Origin of the sequence: Burkholderia sp. B21-005, from assembly GCF_020843965.1 — a bacterium.
GTDB classification, from domain to species: Bacteria; Pseudomonadota; Gammaproteobacteria; order Burkholderiales; family Burkholderiaceae; genus Burkholderia; species Burkholderia ambifaria.
In genome coordinates, this window is record NZ_CP086301.1 from 67,740 (window position 1) to 88,435 (window position 20,696).

The 20,696-nt window shown below is 66.6% G+C and carries 19 protein-coding genes; 13 read left to right on the top strand and 6 right to left on the bottom strand.

The genetic code is table 11. From position 1 onward, the window contains the following. Positions 1–84 precede the first annotated feature (84 nt). The 7 genes from mnmC to LMA02_RS00355 all read left to right on the top strand — a co-directional run bounded on the left by mnmC (position 85) and on the right by LMA02_RS00355 (position 8,977). Positions 85–2,043 (top strand): bifunctional tRNA (5-methylaminomethyl-2-thiouridine)(34)-methyltransferase MnmD/FAD-dependent 5-carboxymethylaminomethyl-2-thiouridine(34) oxidoreductase MnmC, encoded by a 1,959-nt coding sequence (mnmC, locus tag LMA02_RS00325; protein ID WP_228906362.1) that lies wholly within the window; start codon positions 85–87, stop codon positions 2,041–2,043. Between the two features lie 674 nt (positions 2,044–2,717). Continuing rightward, entirely contained in the window at positions 2,718–3,932 is a 1,215-nt protein-coding gene (locus LMA02_RS00330; RefSeq protein ID WP_166725863.1) for a cation:proton antiporter, read from the top strand. A gap of 14 nt (positions 3,933–3,946) precedes the next feature. Further along, on the top strand, positions 3,947–5,062 hold the full coding sequence (locus tag LMA02_RS00335; protein WP_006751345.1) for a YbdK family carboxylate-amine ligase: 1,116 nt from the start codon (positions 3,947–3,949) through the stop codon (positions 5,060–5,062). A gap of 505 nt (positions 5,063–5,567) precedes the next feature. Further along, positions 5,568–6,206 (top strand): MarR family winged helix-turn-helix transcriptional regulator, encoded by a 639-nt coding sequence (locus tag LMA02_RS00340; protein ID WP_043173297.1) that lies wholly within the window; start codon positions 5,568–5,570, stop codon positions 6,204–6,206. Between the two features lie 28 nt (positions 6,207–6,234). Continuing rightward, positions 6,235–6,945 (top strand): glutamine amidotransferase, encoded by a 711-nt coding sequence (locus LMA02_RS00345; protein ID WP_006759203.1) that lies wholly within the window; start codon positions 6,235–6,237, stop codon positions 6,943–6,945. A gap of 208 nt (positions 6,946–7,153) precedes the next feature. Then, complete coding sequence (locus LMA02_RS00350) at positions 7,154–8,266, top strand: NADH:flavin oxidoreductase/NADH oxidase (protein WP_228906364.1); 1,113 nt, start codon at positions 7,154–7,156, stop codon at positions 8,264–8,266. Positions 8,267–8,446: 180 nt separating this feature from the next. Next, positions 8,447–8,977, top strand: coding sequence for an SET domain-containing protein (locus LMA02_RS00355; RefSeq protein ID WP_166725861.1), 531 nt, complete (start codon positions 8,447–8,449; stop codon positions 8,975–8,977). Between the two features lie 112 nt (positions 8,978–9,089). On the opposite strand, the gene LMA02_RS00360 is transcribed toward LMA02_RS00355, so the two are convergent. Both LMA02_RS00360 and LMA02_RS00365 read right to left on the bottom strand, forming a co-directional pair. Beyond that, the gene (locus LMA02_RS00360; RefSeq protein ID WP_228906366.1) at positions 9,090–10,574 is read right to left on the bottom strand and encodes a sensor histidine kinase; all 1,485 of its coding nucleotides are present in this window, start codon (positions 10,572–10,574) and stop codon (positions 9,090–9,092) included. A 116-nt stretch (positions 10,575–10,690) separates the two neighbouring features. After that, the gene (locus tag LMA02_RS00365; RefSeq protein ID WP_006401494.1) at positions 10,691–11,383 is read right to left on the bottom strand and encodes a response regulator transcription factor; all 693 of its coding nucleotides are present in this window, start codon (positions 11,381–11,383) and stop codon (positions 10,691–10,693) included. Between the two features lie 122 nt (positions 11,384–11,505). Between LMA02_RS00365 and LMA02_RS00370 the strand changes: the two genes are divergently transcribed. Then, the gene (locus LMA02_RS00370) at positions 11,506–11,736 is read left to right on the top strand and encodes a DUF3717 domain-containing protein (protein WP_006756491.1); all 231 of its coding nucleotides are present in this window, start codon (positions 11,506–11,508) and stop codon (positions 11,734–11,736) included. Between the two features lie 90 nt (positions 11,737–11,826). Here LMA02_RS00370 and LMA02_RS00375 read toward each other — a convergent pair whose 3' ends face one another. Next, entirely contained in the window at positions 11,827–12,135 is a 309-nt protein-coding gene (locus LMA02_RS00375) for a 4a-hydroxytetrahydrobiopterin dehydratase (protein WP_166725859.1), read from the bottom strand. Between the two features lie 174 nt (positions 12,136–12,309). Beyond that, a complete protein-coding gene (gene phhA / locus LMA02_RS00380) occupies positions 12,310–13,236 on the bottom strand; it encodes a phenylalanine 4-monooxygenase (RefSeq protein ID WP_228906368.1) in 927 nt (308 codons plus the stop codon). A 106-nt stretch (positions 13,237–13,342) separates the two neighbouring features. Here phhA and LMA02_RS00385 point away from each other — a divergent pair, with 106 nt between their 5' ends. After that, on the top strand, positions 13,343–13,828 hold the full coding sequence (locus LMA02_RS00385; protein WP_006408082.1) for an Lrp/AsnC family transcriptional regulator: 486 nt from the start codon (positions 13,343–13,345) through the stop codon (positions 13,826–13,828). Positions 13,829–13,882: 54 nt separating this feature from the next. On the opposite strand, the gene LMA02_RS00390 is transcribed toward LMA02_RS00385, so the two are convergent. Next, on the bottom strand, positions 13,883–14,416 hold the full coding sequence (locus LMA02_RS00390) for a class IV adenylate cyclase (protein ID WP_006751335.1): 534 nt from the start codon (positions 14,414–14,416) through the stop codon (positions 13,883–13,885). A 194-nt stretch (positions 14,417–14,610) separates the two neighbouring features. Beyond that, positions 14,611–15,510: a LysR family transcriptional regulator gene (locus LMA02_RS00395; RefSeq protein WP_228906369.1), complete on the bottom strand. Its 900-nt coding sequence runs from the start codon at positions 15,508–15,510 to the stop codon at positions 14,611–14,613. Positions 15,511–15,684: 174 nt separating this feature from the next. On the opposite strand from LMA02_RS00395, the gene LMA02_RS00400 reads away from it, so the two are divergent. The 4 genes from LMA02_RS00400 (at position 15,685) to LMA02_RS00415 (ending at position 20,602) form a co-directional block, all read left to right on the top strand. Next, positions 15,685–17,370, top strand: coding sequence for a GMC family oxidoreductase (locus tag LMA02_RS00400; RefSeq protein ID WP_228906370.1), 1,686 nt, complete (start codon positions 15,685–15,687; stop codon positions 17,368–17,370). Positions 17,371–17,792: 422 nt separating this feature from the next. Then, positions 17,793–18,572, top strand: coding sequence for an ABC transporter ATP-binding protein (locus LMA02_RS00405; RefSeq protein ID WP_006751332.1), 780 nt, complete (start codon positions 17,793–17,795; stop codon positions 18,570–18,572). Further along, positions 18,569–19,324 (top strand): ABC transporter ATP-binding protein, encoded by a 756-nt coding sequence (locus LMA02_RS00410; RefSeq protein WP_006751331.1) that lies wholly within the window; start codon positions 18,569–18,571, stop codon positions 19,322–19,324. The genes LMA02_RS00405 and LMA02_RS00410 overlap by 4 nt, the downstream gene beginning before the upstream one ends. 78 nt (positions 19,325–19,402) lie before the next feature. Next, positions 19,403–20,602, top strand: a complete 1,200-nt coding sequence (locus tag LMA02_RS00415) for an ABC transporter substrate-binding protein (RefSeq protein ID WP_228906371.1) — start codon at positions 19,403–19,405, stop codon at positions 20,600–20,602. Positions 20,603–20,696 lie beyond the last annotated feature (94 nt).

Consider the following 20,696-nt stretch of genomic DNA (forward strand, 5'->3'; position numbering starts at 1 on the left):
AACGCCGTTGGATTTTGCCAACGGCCCGCCGGACGCCTCCGCGCAAACCCTTGCCAGGCTTGGCTGCCACGTTTTTTGTTTCGCATGCCAGACCGACTCGTTCCCGCCACGCTCGCCCGCCGCGACGACGGCATTCTCGTCTCGCCCGAGTACGGCGAGCTCCCTCGCGACGCGTCGCGCGCTCGCGCGCACGCGAACCGGATGCTCGCCGGCACCGGCCTGCCGGCCCGCTGGCAGGGCCGCCGCACGTTCACGATCGTCGAGACGGGATTCGGCACGGGCAGCCGTTTTCTCGCGACGTGGGCCGCATGGCGCGACGACCCCGCACGCTGCGAGCGGCTGCATTTCGTCGCGATCGAACCGCATCCGTTCGCGTACGAGGACCTGCGCCGTGCCGCTTCCCATCTGGTTGCGGACACAACCATTTCGAAAAATGCCGACGCACTGCTCGACGCGTGGCCGATGCATGTGCCCGGCCTGCATCGGCTCGAATTCGACGCGGGGCGCGTAGTGCTCACGCTCGCCTTCGGCGATGCACATGACATGCTGCAACGGCTCGTCGCGCGCGTCGACGCGTTCTATCTCGGCAATGTCGCGTCGGCCGCGCACGGCGATGTGCTGTCGGCCGACGTGATCCGCGCACTCGCACGCATCGCCGCCGAGGGTGCGACCTATGCGACGCATTCGCACGACGACACCGTGAAACATGCGCTCGAGCAAACGGGTTTCACGAGTCGCGACGTCGAGGATTGCGCAGGCGAACCCGCATTGCGCGTCGGCGAATACGCGCCGCGCTGGCGGATGCGCCGGCACGAACCACCGCGTGCATTGCCGGTTGCCGCGCGCGAAGCGATCGTGATCGGGGCGGGCCTGGCAGGCTGCGCGGTCGTCGAACGGCTCGCCGCGCGCGGCTGGAACATCACGCTGATCGAGCGGCACGAGCGGATCGCGAGCGAGGCATCAGGCAATCCGGCCGGTGTATTCCATCCACTGATGACGCGCGACGACAACGTCGCGAGCCGCCTCACGCGCAGCGGGTTCCTGCATGCGCTCGCACGCTGGCGCGCGCTCGAAGATGCGGGCCATGCGTTCGCGCGCAGCACGCGCGGGATGATCCATCTCGCGGAATCGGCCGACGATTTCGCGCGGATGCGCGATGCGTTCGACGCGCTCGGCGCACCGTCCGACTATGTGTCGCTGCTCGATACGGACGCCGCCCGCGCGCATCTGAACCTGCCGGTCGCACACGGCGGCCTGCTGTTTCCGCACGGCGGCGCCGTCTGGCCGGCCGGGGTGTGCGCGGCACAATTCGCGGCGGCCGGCGAACGCGTAAAACTGCTGGCCGGCACCGAAGTCGCCCGACTCGAGCGTGATCGCGACAGGTGGCGCGCCGTCGATGCGGCAGGCGCGACGCTCGCCGAAGCGCCGGTCGTCGTGCTCGCGAACGCGGGCGACGCGGTGCGTCTCGCGGGCCTGCGGCACGTCGCGCTGCAACCGGTGCGCGGCCAGCTCACGCTGCTGCCGCCCGGCAGCACGGCGCCGCTGCCGTGCCCCACGATCGGCGACGGCTACGCGGTGCCGCTCGACGACGGCACGCTGCTGATCGGCGCGACGTTCGAACCCGACGACGTCGACCGGACGATGCGCAGCGCCGGACATATCGAAAACCTCGAGCGCGTCCGGCATCTGCTGCCCGGCCTGATCGGCGAGCTGCCGGACGTCGATACGCTGCGCGGACGCGTCGCGTTTCGCTGGGTCGTCGCCGACCGCGTGCCGGTGATCGGCCCGCTCGCCGACGAAGCGCAGGCCGTCGCGAACGCCCGCGCGCTGAGCGGTGCGAAGGCGCGCGACCTGCCGCGCGCCGCGGGCCTCTACGGCGCATTCGGCTACGGCTCCCGCGGCCTCGTATGGGCGGCGCTCGGCGCCGAGCTGATCGCGTCGCAACTCGAAGGCGAGCCGCTGCCGCTCGAGCGCGAACTCGTCGACGCCGTCGACCCGGCCCGGTTCCTGATCCGCGCGCTGCGCGGCCGCCAGATCGGCTGATCTCGTCAGCCGGATCCTCACAGTGCTTCGATTTTTCTGTGCAAAGTTATCCACGCGATGCTGTGGATAACCGCGAGGAATCCGCGCGCACTTCGTGTGTAATCACAGTGGACGTAAACTGGGCAACTCGGCACAGCTGTGAAACGGCCGAAAGTTACTCAACTCAAACCGCTGTGAGCAAACAACCTGTGCAACGGGTTGTGGCAGCGCCAACCTCTTGATCTTGTTGCGTAAACTGAAGTTATCCACAGAACTGTGGGCGCCTTGTTAACTTCTACTATGTATATATACAAGTAAACCTTTGAAACCAAAGACCTGCGGTGCCTCACAGCGCCGCGAGTGGATTCGATCGGTTCCGGAGCGAAAAAGCTGTGGCACAATCGGTTTCCTTCGCGTTCGTTCGGCCCTGGCGCCGGACATGCTTCAATGGAACGGTCGGCACGATTTCGAATCTGAGTCTTCGAGACCGCGCAGTCCGTTCACACACCAGGCCGACAATCCAGATCGGCAGCCTGAACGACAGTTCCGCCTGATGGCGGAAGAGGCGGATCCCATGTCCTGCCGTCGTCGACCACAACAATCACATTCGGGGCGACACCCAGCCGGCGCGCATTTCATTTCCGACGCTTGACCCCGCGTCGCTGGCGGTTGCTTCCAAAGGAGAAGTCACCACGATGAAGTCGGCGTTCTCATTCCTGCCCAACTGGCCGCTCGCGCCGGATGCCGTGTTCTGGGCCGGGCTTGCGTTGTTTGCAGCCGGCCTGTGCGGCGAGCTGTGTTATCGCGCATGGCGGCTGCCGCGCATCACCGGTTATGCGGTGATCGGTCTTGTTGCCGGGTCGTTCGGATTCGGCGTGATCGACGCGAGCACCGACGAAACCTCGCGGCTGCTGATCAACGTCGCGCTCGGCCTGTTGCTGTTCGAGCTCGGCAGCCGTCTCGACCTGAAATGGATCCGCCGCAATCCGTGGCTCATCGCATCGAGCCTCGCGGAGGCGACGCTGACGTTCGTGCTCGTGCTGTTCGTGATGCTCGCGCTCGGCGTGTCGGGCATGGTCGCGCTCGTGCTGTCGGCGATCGCGATCGCGACGTCGCCGTCGATGGTGATCCAGCTGAAGACCGAACTGCGCGCGGAAGGGCAGGTGTCGCAGCGCCTCATCACGCTGACCGCGCTGAATAGCGTCTACGCGATCGTGCTGACCAAGCTCGTGACGAGCTGGCTTCACCAGGAAGCATACGGGAACGTTTTCGCGACGATCCTGCAACCGGTCTACCTGATCGCCGGTTCGTTCATCGTCGCGTATCTGGTCGCGCGCGCATGCAATTACCTGTTCCGCCACATGACCTCGACGATGCGCGACGAGCATTCGTTCGTCGCGCTGTTCGGCCTCGTGATGCTCGCGATCGCGGTCGCGCAGGCGCTGAAGCTGTCGACGCTGCTCACGCTGCTGCTCGCCGGCATCATCGTGAAGAACCTCGAAGCGCGTCCGCAGCTGTGGCCCGAGCATTTCGGCACGGCCGGCTGGCTGCTGACGGTGATCCTGTTCGTGCTGACGCTCACGTCGTTCACGTGGGGCGACATCGCGCTCGGCGGCCTGCTCGCGATCGTGCTGATCGTCACGCGACTCGTCGCCAAGCTGGCCGGCGTCGTCGTGTTCGCGAAGCCGAGCGGGCTCGGCATGAAGCAGGGCGTCGCGCTCGGCATCGCGCTGACACCGATGTCCGCGCTGTCGTACCTGCTCGTCGACGACACCTACCAGCTCTATCCGAATTTCGACCCGCATCTGCGCGCGATCGTGATGTGCACGATCGTGATCCTGCAGCTTGTCAGCCCGTTCGTCGTCTACCGCTGCCTGTCGGCGGTCAGCGAACGCAGCGACAGAAACTGATTCCGGAACCTGCCATGGCACTCGAAACCTTCGTCAATTCCGAGCCGTTCACGTTCGGCGTCGAACTGGAGATCCAGGTCGTCAACACGCACAACTACGACCTGACCAAGGCTGCATCCGACCTGATGCGCCTGATCCAGGGCGAGACCTTCCCCGGCAACATCACGCCGGAAATCACCGAGAGCATGATCGAGCTGTCGACCGGCATCTGCCACTCGCACGAGCAGGCAGTCTCCGAGCTGCATGCGATCCGCGACGTGCTCGTGAAGGCGGCCGACCAGCTCAACGTCGGGCTGTGCGGCGGCGGCACGCACGCGTTCCAGCAGTGGAGCGACCGGCAGATCTACGACGCGCCGCGTTTCCAGTACATCTCCGAGCTGTACGGCTATCTCGCGAAGCAGTTCACCGTGTTCGGCCAGCACGTGCACATCGGCTGTCCCGATCCGGACAGCGCGCTGTTCCTGCTTCACTCGATGTCGCGCTTCATTCCGCACTTCATCGCGCTGTCCGCGTCGTCGCCGTTCGTGCAGAACGTCGACACCGGCTTCCATTCGGCGCGCCTGAATTCGGTGTTCGCGTTCCCGCTGTCGGGCCGCGCACCGTTCGTGCTGACCTGGGACAGCTTCGAGGAGTACTTCACGAAGATGGTCAACACGGGCGTCGTCAACTCGATGAAGGACTTCTACTGGGACATCCGGCCGAAGCCCGGCTACGGGACGATCGAGGTGCGCGTGATGGACACGCCGCTGTCGGTCGATCGCGCGGCCGCGATCGCGTGCTACATCCAGACGCTCGCGCGCTACCTGCTGACCGACCGGCCGCTGAAGCTGTCGGAGGACGACTATCTCGTCTACACGTTCAACCGTTTCGAAGCATGCCGCTTCGGGCTCGAGGGCACCTGCGTCAATCCTCAGACGGGTGAGCGCCGCACGATCGCGGAAGACATCCTCGACACGCTCGACCGGATCGCGCCGCATGCGGCCGCGCTCGGCTCGCGCGCGGCGCTCGACGAGATCGGCGCGCTCGCGAAGGCGCGCGTAAATGACGCATCCTGGTTGAGAACCGTTTTCAAACAGGAAAAATCGCTGAACGAGACGGTTCGCCAGCAGTGCCTGCGCTGGCGTGAATGAAAAAATGTTTTGCAGATTACGGGCTCGACCGCGCGGCGATTCACTGAACGTCGTTCAGTGCCGATTCGCGCGCGGCGCGTCGCCAGTCGTCCTGAAAATCTGTGGATAACTCAATATTCTGCTTCAAAGTCAACGCTCTGCGGGATGGATAACCCGGTGGACCAGTGCCGTCGGCATGATGGCCGATCCGAACAGGAAAATGTTTGCGCGTGGCGCCGTGGAGCCGGCAGAGATCGCCGGCACAACGAAAAAGTCCGGTTATCCAGTGATTTTCCACAGAATGAAGGGGATAACTTAGCTGTGCGATTTTCCGCTCTCGCTTAGAATGTCGGCTTTGCGGACACCGGAACGACGTGTGTCTCACCGGTCGCCGCGAACGCGACCGCCGCGTGTGCCTCGCGACGGCCGTGTCGACGCTCCTCACCGAGCGTCTGTTTTGAGATAGACATTCGATCTCCACACTACGGCTGCTCGGCAATCCGGGCGGCGGCAAAGCGAAAAGACTATGAGCGAAGGCGTTTACGGGAATCAGGCTTCGGGACGTGTGACCCACAGCTTGCTGCGATTGAGTACGGCCATGCGAAGCCAGGCATGGGATTGGGCGGAAGGCGCGGGTCTCACGCCGACGCAGGGCGAGATCCTCGTGCTGCTGCTGCAACGCAAGGGCCCGATGCGGCTCGGCGAGATCGCGCGCGAGACGCAGCTCACCGCGGCGACCACCAGCGATGCGGTCAGCACGCTCGAAACGAAGGGACTCGTCGAGAAGCGTCGCGCACTGGACGACGGCCGCGCGCTCGCCGTGCGCCTGTCGGCTCGCGGCCGTACCGCGGCGAAGAAGGCGTTGCAATGGCCGGAATTCCTGACGAAAGCAGTCGGCAAGCTCGGCGCGGACGAGCAGGGCGCGCTGTACCGCGCGCTGCTGAAGACGCTGCGCGAACTGCAGGTGGCCGGTGCGACACCGCCGCAGCGCATGTGCCTGACGTGCGCGCATTTCCAGCCGGGCAAGCAGTCGAAGAAGACCGTGCATTACTGCGCGGCGCTCGACCTGTCGATGGCCGACAGCGATCTGCGTCTCGACTGTTCGGTGCACGAAGAAGGCGACGCGGCGACGCAAAAGAAGACCTGGAAGGTGTTCGCCGGCTGACGTCCGTCGATCGACCGGGAGGCCGATGATGAACGCTGAAGTGGTGGCGATTCGCCACGTGCATTTCGAGGACCTCGGCAGCTTCGAGCAGGTGCTCGGGGAGCGCGGGCGGCGAGTGCGCTATGTCGACGTCGGATCGTCGCGCGTCGAGGTGCTCGACGCGCTCCAGCCGTCGCTGCTCGTGATGCTCGGCGGCCCGCTCAGCGTGTACGACGATGCGCAGTATCCGTCGATCGCGCCGCTCGCGGCGCTCGTGCGCCAGCGCATCGACGCGGGACTGCCGATCCTCGGCATCTGCCTGGGTGCGCAGTTCATCGCCCGTGCGCTCGGTGCGCGCGTCTATCCGGCTGCGCAGAAGGAACTCGGCTGGGCGCCGCTGACGCTCACCGACGCGGGCCGTGCGTCGCCGATGCGCCATCTCGACGGCGCGGCGACTTCGATGCTGCACTGGCACGGCGATACGTTCGACCTGCCCGGCGGCGCCATCCATCTCGCGTCGACGCCCGCATGCCGCCACCAGGCATTCGCGTGGGGGCAGCACGTGCTGGCGCTGCAATGCCATCCTGAAATCCGCGCCGACCGCTTCGAACCCTGGCTGATCGGTAACGCCGGCGAAATCGCGTCGACGCCCGGCATCGACGCGTGCCAGCTGCGCGCCGACACCGTGCAGCACGGTCCCGCGCTGGAGACGGCCGCGCGACGCATGTTCGCGGAGTGGCTCGACAGCGTCGGGCTTTGATGCCGAGCGTGCGGCACGCGCGTGAGCGGCCCGCCGGCACAACCGGCCGGCGCACTGCGGCATCGCGCGTGCGCATTGCATCGCCATCGCCGCCGGCTTCACGCCGGCTGTCCCTGACCATCGGCTTACTGCCGAACCGGCCGCCAGCAGGCTTCGAGCCTGCATGCTACGCTCCTCAGCTCTTTCCCTTTCCTGGCGAGCGGCACCCATGACTGCGCTGTTTTCTCCGTTCACGCTGCGCGGCGTGACCCTTCCGAACCGGATCGTGATCTCCCCGATGTGCCAGTACTCGGCCGAGCGCGGCGAGGCGACCGACTGGCACATGATTCATCTCGGCCATCTCGCGCTGTCCGGCGCGGGCCTGCTCTGCATCGAAGCGACCGCCGTCGAACCCGACGGGCGCATCACGGCCGGCGACCTCGGGCTGTGGGACGACGTGACCGAAGCGGCGCTCAAGCCAGTGCTGGCGTCGATCCGCAAGCATTCGCCGGTCCGCATCGCGATGCAGCTGTCGCATGCAGGGCGCAAGGCGTCGAGCGAGGTGCCGTGGAAGGGCGGCCAGCTCGTGCCCGTCGCCGATGGCGGCTGGTTGCCGCACGCGCCGTCGGCGCTGCCGCACAAGGACGGCGAGACGCCGCCGCTCGCACTCGATGCGGCCGGCCTGAACCGGATCCGCGACGCGTTCGCGGCCGCCGCGAAGCGTGCCGCGCGCCTCGGCATCGACGCGATCGAAGTGCATGCGGCGCACGGCTACCTGCTGCACCAGTTCCTGTCGCCGATCTCGAACCAGCGCACCGACGAATACGGCGGCTCGCGCGAGAACCGGATGCGCTTTCCGCTCGAGATCTTCGAGATCGTGCGCGCGGCGTTTCCGGAGGACCGGCCGGTCGGCGTGCGCGTGTCGGCGACCGACTGGGTCGAGGGCGGCTGGGAACTCGACGACACGATCGCGTTCGCGCACGAACTGAAGCAGCGCGGCTGCGACTGGATCGACGTGTCGTCCGGCGGCGTTTCGCCGTTGCAGAAGATTCCGCTGTCGCCCGGTTACCAGGTGCCGTTCGCGCAGGCCGTGAAGCGCGCGGTCGGGATGCCGACGATCGCGGTCGGCCTCATCAACGATCCCGCGCATGCGAACCGGCTGATCGAGGCGGGCGACGCTGATCTCGTCGCGATGGCGCGTGCGATGCTGTACGACCCGCGCTGGCCGTGGCATGCGGCCGCCGAGCTCGGCGCGCAGGTGTCGGCGCCGCCGCAGTACTGGCGTTCGCAACCACGCGAGCACAAGGCGTTGTTCGGCGACATCGCCTTCGGCCAGCGTTGAGCGTCATGCGCGCGATATTGCGCACGATGTTGAACGAAGCAATCTTGAACGTGTAGGATGCGGATGATTCGCCGCATGGCCCGACGCGGCACCCACCGGTGCCGCGTTTTCGTTTTGCGCGACGCTGGGCCGTGAGCGCGGCCGTCTTCCATTCAAGTCGTCTTCACAAGGATTCGTTCGATGAGTTCACGCAGGATCGCGGTGCGCCGCTCGGGAGTACACGGCAAGGGCGTGTTCGCGGTGGCGCCGATCAAGGCCGGCGAGCGCGTAGTGGAATACAAGGGCGAGCGGATTTCGTGGAAGGAAGCGCTGCGTCGCCATCCGCACGATCCGAGCGAGCCTAACCATACGTTCTACTTCGCACTGGAAGAAGGCGGGGTGATCGACGGCAAGGTCGACGGCAACAGCGCGCGCTGGATCAACCATTCGTGCGCGCCGAACTGCGAGGCCGAGGAGACGAAGGGTCGCGTGTTCATCCACGCGCTGCGCGACATCGGGCCGGAAGAAGAGCTGTTCTACGACTATGGCCTCGTGATCGACGAGAAGCTGACGAAGAAGCTCAAGCGCGAATACGCGTGCCATTGCGGCGCGGACGCGTGCCGCGGCACGCTGCTCGCCACACCGGACGACGATGGCAAGAAGAGAAAGAAGAAGGACAAGAAAGACGGCAAATCCGAATCCGCTGCGAAGGACAAGAAAAAGAAGAAGTGAGCGGGGCGGCCGCGCATCGCGCGCGGCGGCTTCCTCGGACGGCCGCCGCGCGCCGAAGTAAGTGCCGCGCGGCTGTTCTTCCCGCCCTCCCGATGCGCGCACCGCGCGCGACTCAGTGCGTCGGCGCGGCGGCCGGCGTTTCGCTCGCCGGCTTCTCGGTACGCTTGGCGAGCGGCACGCGCACCACGAAGCGCGAACCGCCTTCCGATGCATCCTCGTACGACACCGTGCCGCCGTGCATCGCGATGATGTCGTGGACGATCGCGAGCCCCAGCCCGGCGCCCGTCTCGACGCCGTTGCCGCTTTGCGCATCGCCGCGGAAAAAGCGCTTGAACAGGTCGGCCTGCTGATTGGCCGGCACGCCCGGGCCGTTGTCCTCGACGACGATCTCGGCGGCTGGCTGGCCGTCCTCGAGCGCGCCGCGCGCGACGTTCACCGTGATCCGCGCGCCGTCCGGCCGTGCGAGCGGCACGTATTTCAACGCATTGTCGAGCAGGTTCGCGATCACCTCGCGCAGCAGCACGGGGTTGCCGCGCACGTTCAGCGTTTCGTCTTCGCCGGGTTCGTCGCTGCGCTGGAAGCCGAGGTCGACATGCGACGCGAGCGCGCGCGGTACCCACTCGGCACCCGTCTCGAATGCCATCGCGGCCAGGTCGACGTCGACGAAACGCGCGGCCTGTTCGCCCGGCTCCGCCCGCGCGAGCGACAGCAACTGGTTCGACAGCCGCACTGCGCGGTCGGCGGCCGCACGTAGCTCGCGCACCGCGGTGTAGGTCTGCTGCGGGTCGCGCGCGACGGCGGCCTGCTCGGCATGCAGCTTCACGGCGGTGAGCGGCGTGCGCAGCTGGTGCGCGGCATCGGCGATGAACTTGCGCTGCGCGTCGAGCGCGGTCTTCAGGCGGCCGAGCAGCGCGTTCATCGCGCTCGTCAGCGGCCGGATCTCGAGCGGCACGTCGGTTTCGTCGACCGGCTCCAGCGATGTGTGGGTCTGCCGGTTCAGCGAATCGGCGAGATGCGTGAGCGGGCCGAGCTGCTGGTTCACGACGCGCCACACGATGCCCCAGCCCGCCAGCAGCAGCAGCAGCAGCGGCATCATGATCGCGACGAGGAATTCGGCGGCGATCCGGTAGCGGTGCCGCACCGGCTGCGCGACTTCGACCACCATCGGCCGGCCGCCGTCGACTTCCTCGACGCGCACCTGCGCGACCCGCACTGCGCGATTGTCGTACTCGGCCTCGAATACGTACGCGTGATGCATGCGGCGCACGTTGATGCCGCGCAGCGGCAGCTTCGGATCGCCGGCGAGTTCCTCTTCGCCGTCGCTGATCCGGTAGATCAGCGCCTCGGCTGGATCGGAGAACATCGCCTGCGCGAGCGGCGGCACCGTGAATGGCGCGTCGGGGCCGGCGATCTGGATCTGTTTGGAGATGGCGGTCGCGAGATCGGCGAGCGAGCGGTCGATCACGTGTTGCGTGTATTGCCACGCGAGCCAGTAGGCAATCAGGCCGCTCATCAGTGCGAGCATCGACAGCGGCGCGGCGAGGCGTCTGAGCAGCGAGCGGCGCAGGCTGGTGGTGACAGCCGGATCAGAAGACATTTCGACGGGCAAATGGATAAGCGCCGCTCACGGGGAGCGGCGCGGTCGTGCGCCGGACGGCGACGCGGGCAGGGCGGCGCGCCGGCGGCACATGGCCGGCCGGCATGCGGCGCCGCTCAGACGCTCGCGGTCTGGCGGATTTCCTGCAGCAGGTAGCCGAAGCCGCGCACCGTGACGATCTCGACACGGCACTGCTCGAGTTTCTTGCGCACGCGGTGCACGTAGACTTCGATCGCGGTGTCGCCGAGATCACCGCCGAAATGCGTGAGGTGATCCTGCAGCTGGGCCTTGCTGACGACACGGCCGTGGCGCAGCAGCAGCATTTCGAGCACCGCGAATTCGCGCGGCGACAGTTCGAGCGGCTTGTCGTCGTTGAAGATGCGGCGATCGACGCCCGACAGGCGGACGCCGCCGAGCGACACTTCCGGACGCGGCATGTCGCTGTGCGGGCCGCTGCGACGCATCACCGCGCGGATGCGCGCTTCGAGCTCGGCCGGCTCGAACGGCTTGAGCATGTAATCGTCGGCGCCGGAGTTCAGGCCCTGGATCCGGTCGTTCAGTTCGTCACGCGCGGTCAGCACGATGACGGGCGTGTGGCGGTTGGTCTGGCGGAAACGCGTGAGCAGCGTCATGCCGTCGATGCCCGGCAGGCCGAGGTCGAGGATCACGAGTTCGTGGCGGTTTTGTGCCAGCGCCTGTTCGGCAAAGATGCCGTCATGCACCATGTCGACGGTGAAGCCAGCCTGCTCGAGGCTGCTCTGGATACCGCGTGCGATGGGGCGGTCGTCTTCGATCAGAAGGAGTCGCATGAAGTTCGCTCAAGTACAATGGGTTGGCGGTTCAGGCACGCGGACAGCACGACGCCGTTTCCACAGGGGCGCCGCATCGCCTGACATCAAGCATGGCGGCCAGCGAACGATTAAATCCAATCATGTCCGATATCTCGATCCACGACCTCGAAGCCGCGATCAATTTCTGGCGCGCCCGCTCGCCGTCGAGCGGCGACGAACTCAAACTCTGCGAAGAGGCCAGCGCGCTCTCCAAGCCGTATGCGCTGCTGATTGTACAGCGCGAAGGCGCGCTGCAACTGGAAGGTTTAGACCCCAAGGCGCGGAAAGCGTATGAGACTTACGTGCGCCTTAAGGATGGCTTGGAAAGCTGAAGGCTTTCGCTGAGTACATCCTAGAAAACGTTCAGCGAAATGAAAAGTTGACGCGCCGCGCGTCGCAGGATGCGCGGCGGCGGGGAAGTCTCAGGCGGCCGGCTGGGTGTGCGCACACACGTGGTCGATGAACTGCGCGAGCGAGATGTCGCGCTCGGTCAGGCCGTGCGCGTCGTGGGTCGACAGCGTGATGTCGACACGGTTGTACACGTTGAACCATTCCGGATGGTGGTTCATTTCCTGCGCCTTGATCGCGATACGCGTCATGAAGCCGAAGGCCTCGTTGAAATCGGCGAAGCGCAGGCTGCGCTGGATCGCGTCGCGGCCCGGCACGGCTGTCCAGTGCGGCAGGCCTTCGAGCCGGGTCTTGCGTTCTTCTGATGTGAGCTTGTGAATCATGGTGCACCTCGTTCGGTAACTAACGGCGCCCGCGCGCGGGCAAAAGCCACGCGGCAAAGCCGGTACCGGTCATTGTTTCATAGTTGCGCGACGGGCATCCGGGGACGGCCATCCGGCGACGCCCATCCGGATGCGGGCGCCAGCGCCCGAAGCATCCCGGCGTGGCCTGCCGCGTTACGCCCGCGCGTCGTCCGGCCAGCCTTCGCCCGTGCCGCGATGCAGCACGAGATCGTGCTCGAGCACCGCGCCGGCCGGGAATTCCGGCAGCGCGGCCAGCCGGTCGGCCAGCGCACGGCCGTCGACGTCGGCGAGCGCGAACAACTGCGCGAAATCGTCGATCACGAAGTAGGTCGTCTGGAACGTGTCGATCCGGTATTGCGTGCGCATCACGCGCTCCAGGTCGAAGCCGAGCCGGTTCGGCGCCGCGCTTTCGAGGCTGTAGAGGCTCTCGCCCTTGCTCGACACGATCCCGGCGCCGTAGATCGACAGCCCGTTCGTGCCGTTCGGGTCGCGGATCAGCCCGAATTCCACCGTGTACCAGTAGAGGCGCGCAAGCCGCGCGAGCGCCGCTTCGTCGTCGGCGACCGCGAGCGCGGTGCGGCCGTAAGCCTGCATGTAGTCGGCGAACACCGGCTCGATCAGGAGCGGCACGTGGCCGAACAGGTCGTGGAAGCAGTCGGGTTCCTGCAGGTAGTCGAGCTGGTCCGGGCGGCGCATCCACCAGGTGACCGGAAACCGCCGGTTCGCGAGGTGCTCGAAGAACACGCGATCGGGCACGAGGCCCGGCACCGCGACGATCTCCCAGCCGGTTGCCCGCTTCAGCTGGCGGTTCACGTCGGCGAACGACGGCACGCGGTCGGCCGGCAGGTCGATCTTCCCGAGCCCGGCGACGAACGCATCGCACGCGCGTCCGCGCAGCAGCGCCGACTGGCGCGCATAGAGCTGCTGCCACACCGCGTGGTCGACCTGGCCGTAGCGTTCGAGCGGCTGGTCGATGGTGAAATCGGCGCGGGTTTCGAGGCCCGCGTCGAACTGCTCCTGCAGTTTCGCGGTGACGACGGTGGACATGATCAGGCTCTGCACGCTGTGGTTGGGAACCATGCAAGTGTAGAGCGGGCGACGTGCGGAATGGGCGCAAAGATGGCGTGAATTCGCTGGTTGATGCGATAATCATGCATCAAAACACGAATCAATGCGGAGTATGCTCATGCTGGAACTCGATCACTTCGATCTCGCGCTTCTCGACGTGCTGCAGCGCTTCGGCCGCGCGACGCACCAGCAGCTCGGCGAGGAGGTGCCGCTGTCGCCGTCGCAGATCGGCCGGCGGCTGCAGCGGCTCGAGGCGGCCGGCGTGATCGAAGGCTACCGCGTGATGTTGCGCCCCGAAAAGCTCGGGCTCGGCGTCACCGCGTTCACGAGCCTGAAGCTCAAGCACCACGGCGATTCGATCATCGAGCAGTTCCAGCAGCAGATCGACGTGCTGCCCGAGGTGCTCGAATGCCATGCGGTGGTCGGCGATGCCGACTATCTGCTGCGGATCGTCGCGCCGGATCTCAACGCGCTGTCGCAGTTCGTGATGAAGAAGCTGATGCGTGTGCCGGGCGTCGACAGCGTGCGCTCGAACATCGTGCTGACGACGTTCAAGCGCAACGGCGCGCTGCCGCTCGCGCATCTGGCGCCCGGCGCCGCGTGATGCGGCGGCCGGGCCGGCGGCGGGGTGCAAGACCCCGCCGCGGATAGGGCCCGATCAGGCGGCTTCGGATTGCGCGTCGGCGTTCAGCAGGTCGACGTACGCGACCGCGACGAGATCGTCCTGCGCCACGCCGAGCTTGGCGAACACGTCATGCGCCTCGGCTTCGCCGCCGGCTTCGTCGTCGTCGGGGCCGAGCACCACTTCCAGTTCGATGAAGTCGCCGAGGCCGTCGACGCGGTCGAGGTGGATCCGCGTGCGGCCGACGAGGTACACGTGCCGTTCCTTCGTCACGATCCCGCGCGTGGTCAGCGCGGTCGCGAGCAGCGAATGCATCGCGTCCGGGTTCGTCACCGGGCTGCGCGTGTAGTACGACGCCTTCGGGCCGTCGCGGTCGTCGCGCTGATAGAAGATCAGTTCGGCCGGCGTGCCGTCCTCGAATCGGCGCAGCTTCAGCCGGCCGCGCGGCACGTCGTAGAAGAAATCCTGCTGGCGGTAGAAAAGCGGTGCTTCGGTCGCGAGCGTAGCCGCCTGTTCGCGCAGCCGGTCGAATTCACGGGCGCGGGCTTTGATCTCGATGTTGCGGGCCATGCGGGTCTCCTCCAATCAGGGATCTCGCGGTGTGCGAACGCACAATCTAGCAAAAAGCCCGCGATGGTGGCGTGCCGCGCCACCGGGACGCGACGACACGACGCGGGGCGGGCGATTCGGGCGTTGTGGCGATCGGGTGGCGGATCAGGCGCCGAAGCCCGCTGCACGATCGGCCGCATCGACATCAGCAGCCCTCATATCGCCCATTGGGCCTCGATCAGCCGCAACGCGGCCGCGATCGCCGGCTCGTCGCGCCGCTCGGCGAGCGTCACGAACGTCAGCTCGGTCGGCACCGTCACGCGTTCGACGATCGTCAGCGCATGCGCATGCGCTTCGGCCAGCGCGGTCGAGTCGCGTGCGAGCGTCAAGCCGATCCCGGATTTGACGAGGTCGAGCATCGACTGCTCCTGGTCGACCTCGGCAACCTTGACCGGCTGCGCGCCGGCCGCCGCGAAGCGCCGCGACAGCAGCCGATGATGGGCGGATGCGGGCGGCGTCCAGATCCACGGCAGCGCGGCGAGCGCGCGCCAGTCGTGCGCGCGCTGCACACGCTCCTTCCAGCCGGCCGGCGCGAGCACACGATACTGGAAACGCGTGAGCGTGACCGTGTGGAACAGCGTGTCGTCGCGCGGATCGTCTTCACCCGGCCGGCCGATGTAGTAGCCGACGTCGAGCGCCTGCGCACGCACCTGCTCGAGTACCCAGCCCGACATCCCGTGCCGCAGCGCCGTCTCGATCTGCGGATGGGTTTCGACCAGCGCGCGCAGGAAGCCGCCGAGCCGCAGGAAGCCCGGATCGAGGATCGTGCCGATCCGCAGCCGGCCGCGCACTTCATGGCGCAGCGCGGCAGCGGCACGCTGCACGTCGGCGGCCGCGGCGAGCGCGCGCTCGGCGTGCGGCAGCAGCGTCTGGCCGTCGCGCGTGAGCGCGAGCCCGCGCGACGTGCGCGTAAACAGCGTGATGCCTAGCGTTTCCTGCAGATGCTTGATCTGCAGGCTGACGGCCGGCTGCGTCAGGTGCAGCTGCACGGCGGCGCGCGTCAGATTGCCTTCGCGGGCGACCGTCGCGAACGCGCGGAGCAGGGTGAGATCCATTGTCGTGATATGAGCGCAGCTTATAACGCAGTTCAGCATAACTCATTGGATCGACGCCCGGGCCGCGGAGTACGCTTCATCGATCGCGTCGCCCGCGACGCACTATGCTGAAAACGACGCGCGGGATCGCGCCGCGCGGCGTACAACAAGGAAGAAGACGTAAGGAGACATGTCGTGAGTACTCAACGTACGCTCGAGGGCGAATTCGATTACGTGATCGTCGGCGCGGGCACCGCGGGCTGCGTGCTCGCGAACCGCCTGACCGAGGATCCCGAGATCCGCGTGCTGCTGCTCGAGGCGGGCGGCAAGGACGACTATCACTGGATCCACATCCCGGTCGGCTATCTGTACTGCATCGGCAATCCGCGCACCGACTGGCTGTACAAGACGCAGCCCGAGGCGGCGCTCAACGGCCGCGCGCTGTCGTATCCGCGCGGCCGCGTGTTGGGCGGCTGCTCGTCGATCAACGGGATGATCTACATGCGCGGCCAGCGCGAGGATTACGACAGCTGGGCGCAGGAAACCGGCGACGCCGGCTGGTCATGGGACAGCGTGCTGCCGATCTTCAAGCGCAGCGAAGACCACCACGCGGGCGCGAGCGATGCGCACGGCGCGGGCGGCTACTGGCGCGTCGAGAAGCAGCGGCTGCGCTGGGAGATCCTCGAATCGTTCGCGCAGGCCGCGCAGCAAACGGGCATCCCCGCGACCGACGATTTCAACCGCGGCGACAACACCGGGGTCGGCTATTTCGAAGTGAACCAGAAGCGCGGCGTGCGCTGGAATACGTCGAAGGCGTTCCTGAGGCCCGCGATGACGCGCCCGAACCTGACCGTGATCACCGGCGCGCTCGCGCAGCGCGTGATCTTCGACGGGCGGCGCGCGGTCGGGGTCGAGTATCGCGGCGGCGGCACCGACTATGTCGCACACGCGCGCGCCGAAGTGCTGCTCACCGCCGGCGCGGTGAATTCGCCGCAACTGCTCGAACTGTCGGGCATCGGTGCGGGTGCACGACTGCAGGCGCTCGGCATCGACGTCGTGCACGATCTGCCCGGCGTCGGCGAGAACCTGCAGGATCACCTGCAGTTGCGGATGGCGTTTCGCGTCGATGGCGTGCGCACGCTCAACACGCTGTCCGCGCACTGGTGGGGCAAGCTGATGATCGGCGCCGAATATGCGCTGCTGCAGCGTGGGCCGATGTCGATGGCGCCGTCGCAGCTCGGCGCGTTCGCGAAGTCCGATCCGGACGATCCCGCGCTCACACGCCCCGATCTCGAATATCACGTGCAGCCGCTGTCGCTCGAGCGCTTCGGCGAGCCGCTGCACGGTTTCAATGCTTTTACGGCGTCCGTCTGCCATTTGCGGCCGAGCTCGCGCGGCAGCGTGCACATCGCGAGCCCCGATGCGGGCGTGGCGCCATCGATCGCGCCGAACTATCTGTCGACCGACCACGATCGTCATGTCGCCGCGAACGCGCTGCGTCTCACGCGTCGGATCGCATCCGCGCCGGCGCTCGCGCGCTATCGTCCGGAGGAGATCCTGCCGGGCACGCAATATCGGACCGAAGCCGAACTGATCGATGCGGCGGGTGCGGTCGGCACCACGATCTTCCATCCGGTCGGCACGTGCCGGATGGGGCGCGCGGACGACGAACGGGCCGTCGTCGATAGCCGGCTGCGTGTGCGCGGCATTGCGGGGCTGCGGATCGTCGATGCATCGGTGATGCCGTTCATTACGTCGGGCAACACGAATTCGCCGACGCTGATGATCGCCGAGCGCGCGAGCGACATGATCCGCGCCGATCGACGCGCGGCGCACGAAGCGACGCAGGCGCGCATGGACGCGGCGGTGACGGCTGCGTGACACCACGCTGACATCCGCGACAGCGGGCCGTCATCCAGTCGCCCGCTGATTCGCTATGCGAAGCAAGCCGAAGCGAGCGGATCGCACTCGATTGGTGAGATAAACGTGCACAGTGTGCGTGCGTTCGCGCAGGCACGCGCGATGCGCGTGCGATTGCCGATGATGCGCGTGTCAAAAAAACACGTCGAAAATTCGCGAAGCGCCGCATCGGCTATGGCGGCCAGCCCTATAAGTGCAAATCCCGATGATTGCACTGCACCAACGGGGCGACAATGTTGCGCAATGTGCATACGCGTCGGCGCGGGAGACCACCCTCGATGCGTCATACAGCGTCCGGGGACAGCCCGCTCATCCGCAGACCTGTTCGTGGTCGCTTGCGCGAATCTTCCCGGTGGTTCGCCTGACTTCGTACGGAAGGGAACATGATTCTCGGCGACACGATTCTCGAAACACGCGGACTGACGAAGGAATTCAGGGGCTTCACCGCCGTGAACGGTGTCAACCTGCGTGTGCGCCGCGGTGCGATCCATGCGTTGATCGGACCGAACGGCGCGGGCAAGACCACCTGCTTCAATCTGCTGACCAAGTTCCTGACACCGACGGCCGGTCAGATCGTCTTCAACGGCATCGACATCACCGACGAGCGCCCGGCGCAGGTCGCCCGCCGCGGCATCATCCGTTCATTCCAGATCTCGGCGGTATTCCCGCACCTGAGCCCGCTGCAGAACGTGCGCATCGGCCTGCAGCGCTCGCTCGGCACCGAATTCCATTTCTGGCGCAGCGAGCGCACGCTGAAGCGGCTCGACGATCGCGCGATGGACCTGCTCACGCAGGTCGGCCTCACCGATTTCGCGCACGTGCCGACCGTCGAGCTCGCATATGGCCGCAAGCGCGCGCTCGAGATCGCGACGACGCTCGCGATGGAACCCGAACTGATGCTGCTCGACGAGCCCACGCAAGGGATGGGCCATGAGGACGTCGACCGCGTGACCGCGCTGATCAAGAAGGTCGCGAGTGGCCGCACGATCCTGATGGTCGAGCACAACATGAACGTGATCGCCGGCATCTCCGACACGATTACCGTCCTGCAGCGCGGCGAGGTGCTGGCCGAAGGCTCGTATGCGGAGGTGTCGAAGAATCCGCTCGTGATCGAAGCCTACATGGGCAGCGCCGACGCGGCGCTCGCGGGGGCGCACGCATGAAGCGCAGCGAACGGGAGGAACGCGAATTGAGCGGCGTCGAGAGCGGCACGCCCGCGCTGGAGATCACGGGCCTCGAGGCCTGGTACGGGGAATCCCACATATTGCACGGTGTCGACCTGAGCGTTCATCGCGGCGAGGTCGTGACGCTGCTCGGCCGCAACGGCGCGGGCCGCACCACGACGCTGCGCGCGATCATGGGCCTCACCGGCCGCCGCAGCGGCTCGATCAAGGTCGCGGGCAACGAGACGATCGGCCTCGCGACGCACCGCATCGCGCATTTCGGCGTCGGCTATTGTCCGGAGGAGCGCGGGATCTTCTCGAGCCTGTCGTGCGAGGAGAACCTGATGCTGCCGCCGCTGATCGGGCCGCGCGAGCATGCGATGCCGCTCGACGAGATCTACGCGATGTTCCCGAATCTCGCGTCGCGCCGGCAGAGCCAGGGCACGCGGCTGTCCGGCGGCGAGCAGCAGATGCTCGCGGTGGCGCGGATCCTGCGAACCGGCGCGAACCTGCTGCTGCTCGACGAAATCTCCGAAGGCCTCGCGCCGGTGATCGTGCAGGCGCTCGCGCGCATGATCGTCGCGCTGAAGGCGCGCGGCTACACGGTCGTGATGGTCGAACAGAATTTCCGCTTTGCCGCGCCGCTCGCCGACCGCTTCTACGTGATGGAGCATGGCCGCATCGTCGAGCATTTCCGTGCATCCGAACTGGAAGGCAAGATGCCGATCCTTCACGACCTGCTTGGGGTGTGACGCCGCCCCCGTTTCCCTAGCCGCTAGCCGTGGCGGCCCTCGAACAACCACAACGCATCAGAAAAACAGGAGACGTCAATGAAAATGAAGACCCTCGCACAGGCCTGTCTCGCGCTCGCGACCGCCGCGTTCACCGCCGGCGCCGCGCATGCCGCGGATACCGTGAAGATCGGTTTCGTCACCGACATGTCGGGGCTGTATGCGGACATCGACGGCCAGGGCGGCCTCGAGGCGATTCGCATGGCGGTCGCCGACTTCGGCGGCAAGGTGCTCGGCAAGCCGATCGAGGTCGTGTACGCGGATCACCAGAACAAGGCGGACATTGCCGCGTCGAAAGCGCGCGAATGGATCGACCGCGGCGGGCTCGACCTGCTCGTCGGCGGCACGAATTCGGGAACGGCGCTGGCGATGGCCAAGCTCGCCGCGGAGAAGAAGAAGGTCTACATCAACATCGGTGCGGGCGCGGACACGCTGACGAACGAGGAGTGCACGCCGTACACGGTGCACTATGCGTACGACACGATGGCGCTCGCGAAAGGCACCGGCTCGGCGGTGGTGAAGCAGGGCGGCAAGACGTGGTTCTTCCTGACCGCCGACTACGCGTTCGGCAAGGCGCTCGAGAAGAACACGTCCGACGTCGTGAAGGCGAACGGCGGGCAGGTGCTCGGCACGGTGCGCCACCCGCTGTCCGCGTCGGATTTCTCGTCGTTCCTGTTGCAGGCGCAATCGTCGAAGGCGCAGATCCTGGGCCTCGCGAACGCGGGCGGCGACACGATCAACTCGATCAAGGCCGCGAAGGAATTCGGCATCACGAAGACGATGAAGCTCGCCGGGCTGCTGATGTTCATCAACGACGTGCACAGCCTCGGCCTCGAAACGACGCAGGGCCTCGTGCTGACCGACAGCTGGTACTGGAACCGCGATGCGGCATCGCGCCAGTGGGCGCAGCGCTACTTCGGCAAGATGAAGAAGATGCCGTCGAGCCTGCAGGCGGCCGACTACTCGTCGGTGACGACCTACCTGAAGGCCGTGCAGGCCGCCGGCACGACCGAATCCGACAAGGTGATGGCCGAGCTCAAGAAGATGAAGATCAACGACTTCTACGCGAAGGGCGCGATCCGCCAGGACGGCAGCATGATTCACGACATGTACCTGATGGAAGTGAAGAAGCCGTCGGAGTCGAAGGAGCCGTGGGACTACTACAAGGTGCTCGCGACGATTCCGGGCGACCAGGCGTTCGGCACCAAGCAGGAATCGCGTTGCGCGCTGTGGAAGTAAGCGCGACGTAGCGGCATGGCGGCGCTCTGCGGCGGCCGCGGCGATGAGATCGCTGCGCCGCTCGCGTGCGCCGCGGCTTGAAGGTTGCGCACGC

Excerpts from the sequence above, each read along its gene's own strand:
- LMA02_RS00390 (WP_006751335.1), bottom strand. The coding sequence starts at position 14,416 with ATGGCCCGCAACATCGAGATCAAAGCCCGCGCCCGTGAATTCGACCGG.
- LMA02_RS00350 (WP_228906364.1), top strand. The coding sequence starts at position 7,154 with ATGACTGCGCTGTTTTCTCCGTTCACGCTGCGCGGCGTGACCCTTCCG.
- LMA02_RS00340 (WP_043173297.1), top strand. The coding sequence starts at position 5,568 with ATGAGCGAAGGCGTTTACGGGAATCAGGCTTCGGGACGTGTGACCCAC.
- LMA02_RS00375 (WP_166725859.1), bottom strand. The coding sequence starts at position 12,135 with ATGATTCACAAGCTCACATCAGAAGAACGCAAGACCCGGCTCGAAGGC.
- LMA02_RS00330 (WP_166725863.1), top strand. The coding sequence starts at position 2,718 with ATGAAGTCGGCGTTCTCATTCCTGCCCAACTGGCCGCTCGCGCCGGAT.
- LMA02_RS00385 (WP_006408082.1), top strand. The coding sequence starts at position 13,343 with ATGCTGGAACTCGATCACTTCGATCTCGCGCTTCTCGACGTGCTGCAG.
- LMA02_RS00410 (WP_006751331.1), top strand. The coding sequence starts at position 18,569 with ATGAAGCGCAGCGAACGGGAGGAACGCGAATTGAGCGGCGTCGAGAGC.
- LMA02_RS00365 (WP_006401494.1), bottom strand. The coding sequence starts at position 11,383 with ATGCGACTCCTTCTGATCGAAGACGACCGCCCCATCGCACGCGGTATC.
- mnmC (WP_228906362.1), top strand. The coding sequence starts at position 85 with ATGCCAGACCGACTCGTTCCCGCCACGCTCGCCCGCCGCGACGACGGC.
- LMA02_RS00345 (WP_006759203.1), top strand. The coding sequence starts at position 6,235 with ATGAACGCTGAAGTGGTGGCGATTCGCCACGTGCATTTCGAGGACCTC.
- LMA02_RS00360 (WP_228906366.1), bottom strand. The coding sequence starts at position 10,574 with ATGTCTTCTGATCCGGCTGTCACCACCAGCCTGCGCCGCTCGCTGCTC.
- LMA02_RS00355 (WP_166725861.1), top strand. The coding sequence starts at position 8,447 with ATGAGTTCACGCAGGATCGCGGTGCGCCGCTCGGGAGTACACGGCAAG.
- LMA02_RS00395 (WP_228906369.1), bottom strand. The coding sequence starts at position 15,510 with ATGGATCTCACCCTGCTCCGCGCGTTCGCGACGGTCGCCCGCGAAGGC.
- phhA (WP_228906368.1), bottom strand. The coding sequence starts at position 13,236 with ATGGTTCCCAACCACAGCGTGCAGAGCCTGATCATGTCCACCGTCGTC.
- LMA02_RS00415 (WP_228906371.1), top strand. The coding sequence starts at position 19,403 with ATGAAAATGAAGACCCTCGCACAGGCCTGTCTCGCGCTCGCGACCGCC.
- LMA02_RS00335 (WP_006751345.1), top strand. The coding sequence starts at position 3,947 with ATGGCACTCGAAACCTTCGTCAATTCCGAGCCGTTCACGTTCGGCGTC.
- LMA02_RS00405 (WP_006751332.1), top strand. The coding sequence starts at position 17,793 with ATGATTCTCGGCGACACGATTCTCGAAACACGCGGACTGACGAAGGAA.
- LMA02_RS00370 (WP_006756491.1), top strand. The coding sequence starts at position 11,506 with ATGTCCGATATCTCGATCCACGACCTCGAAGCCGCGATCAATTTCTGG.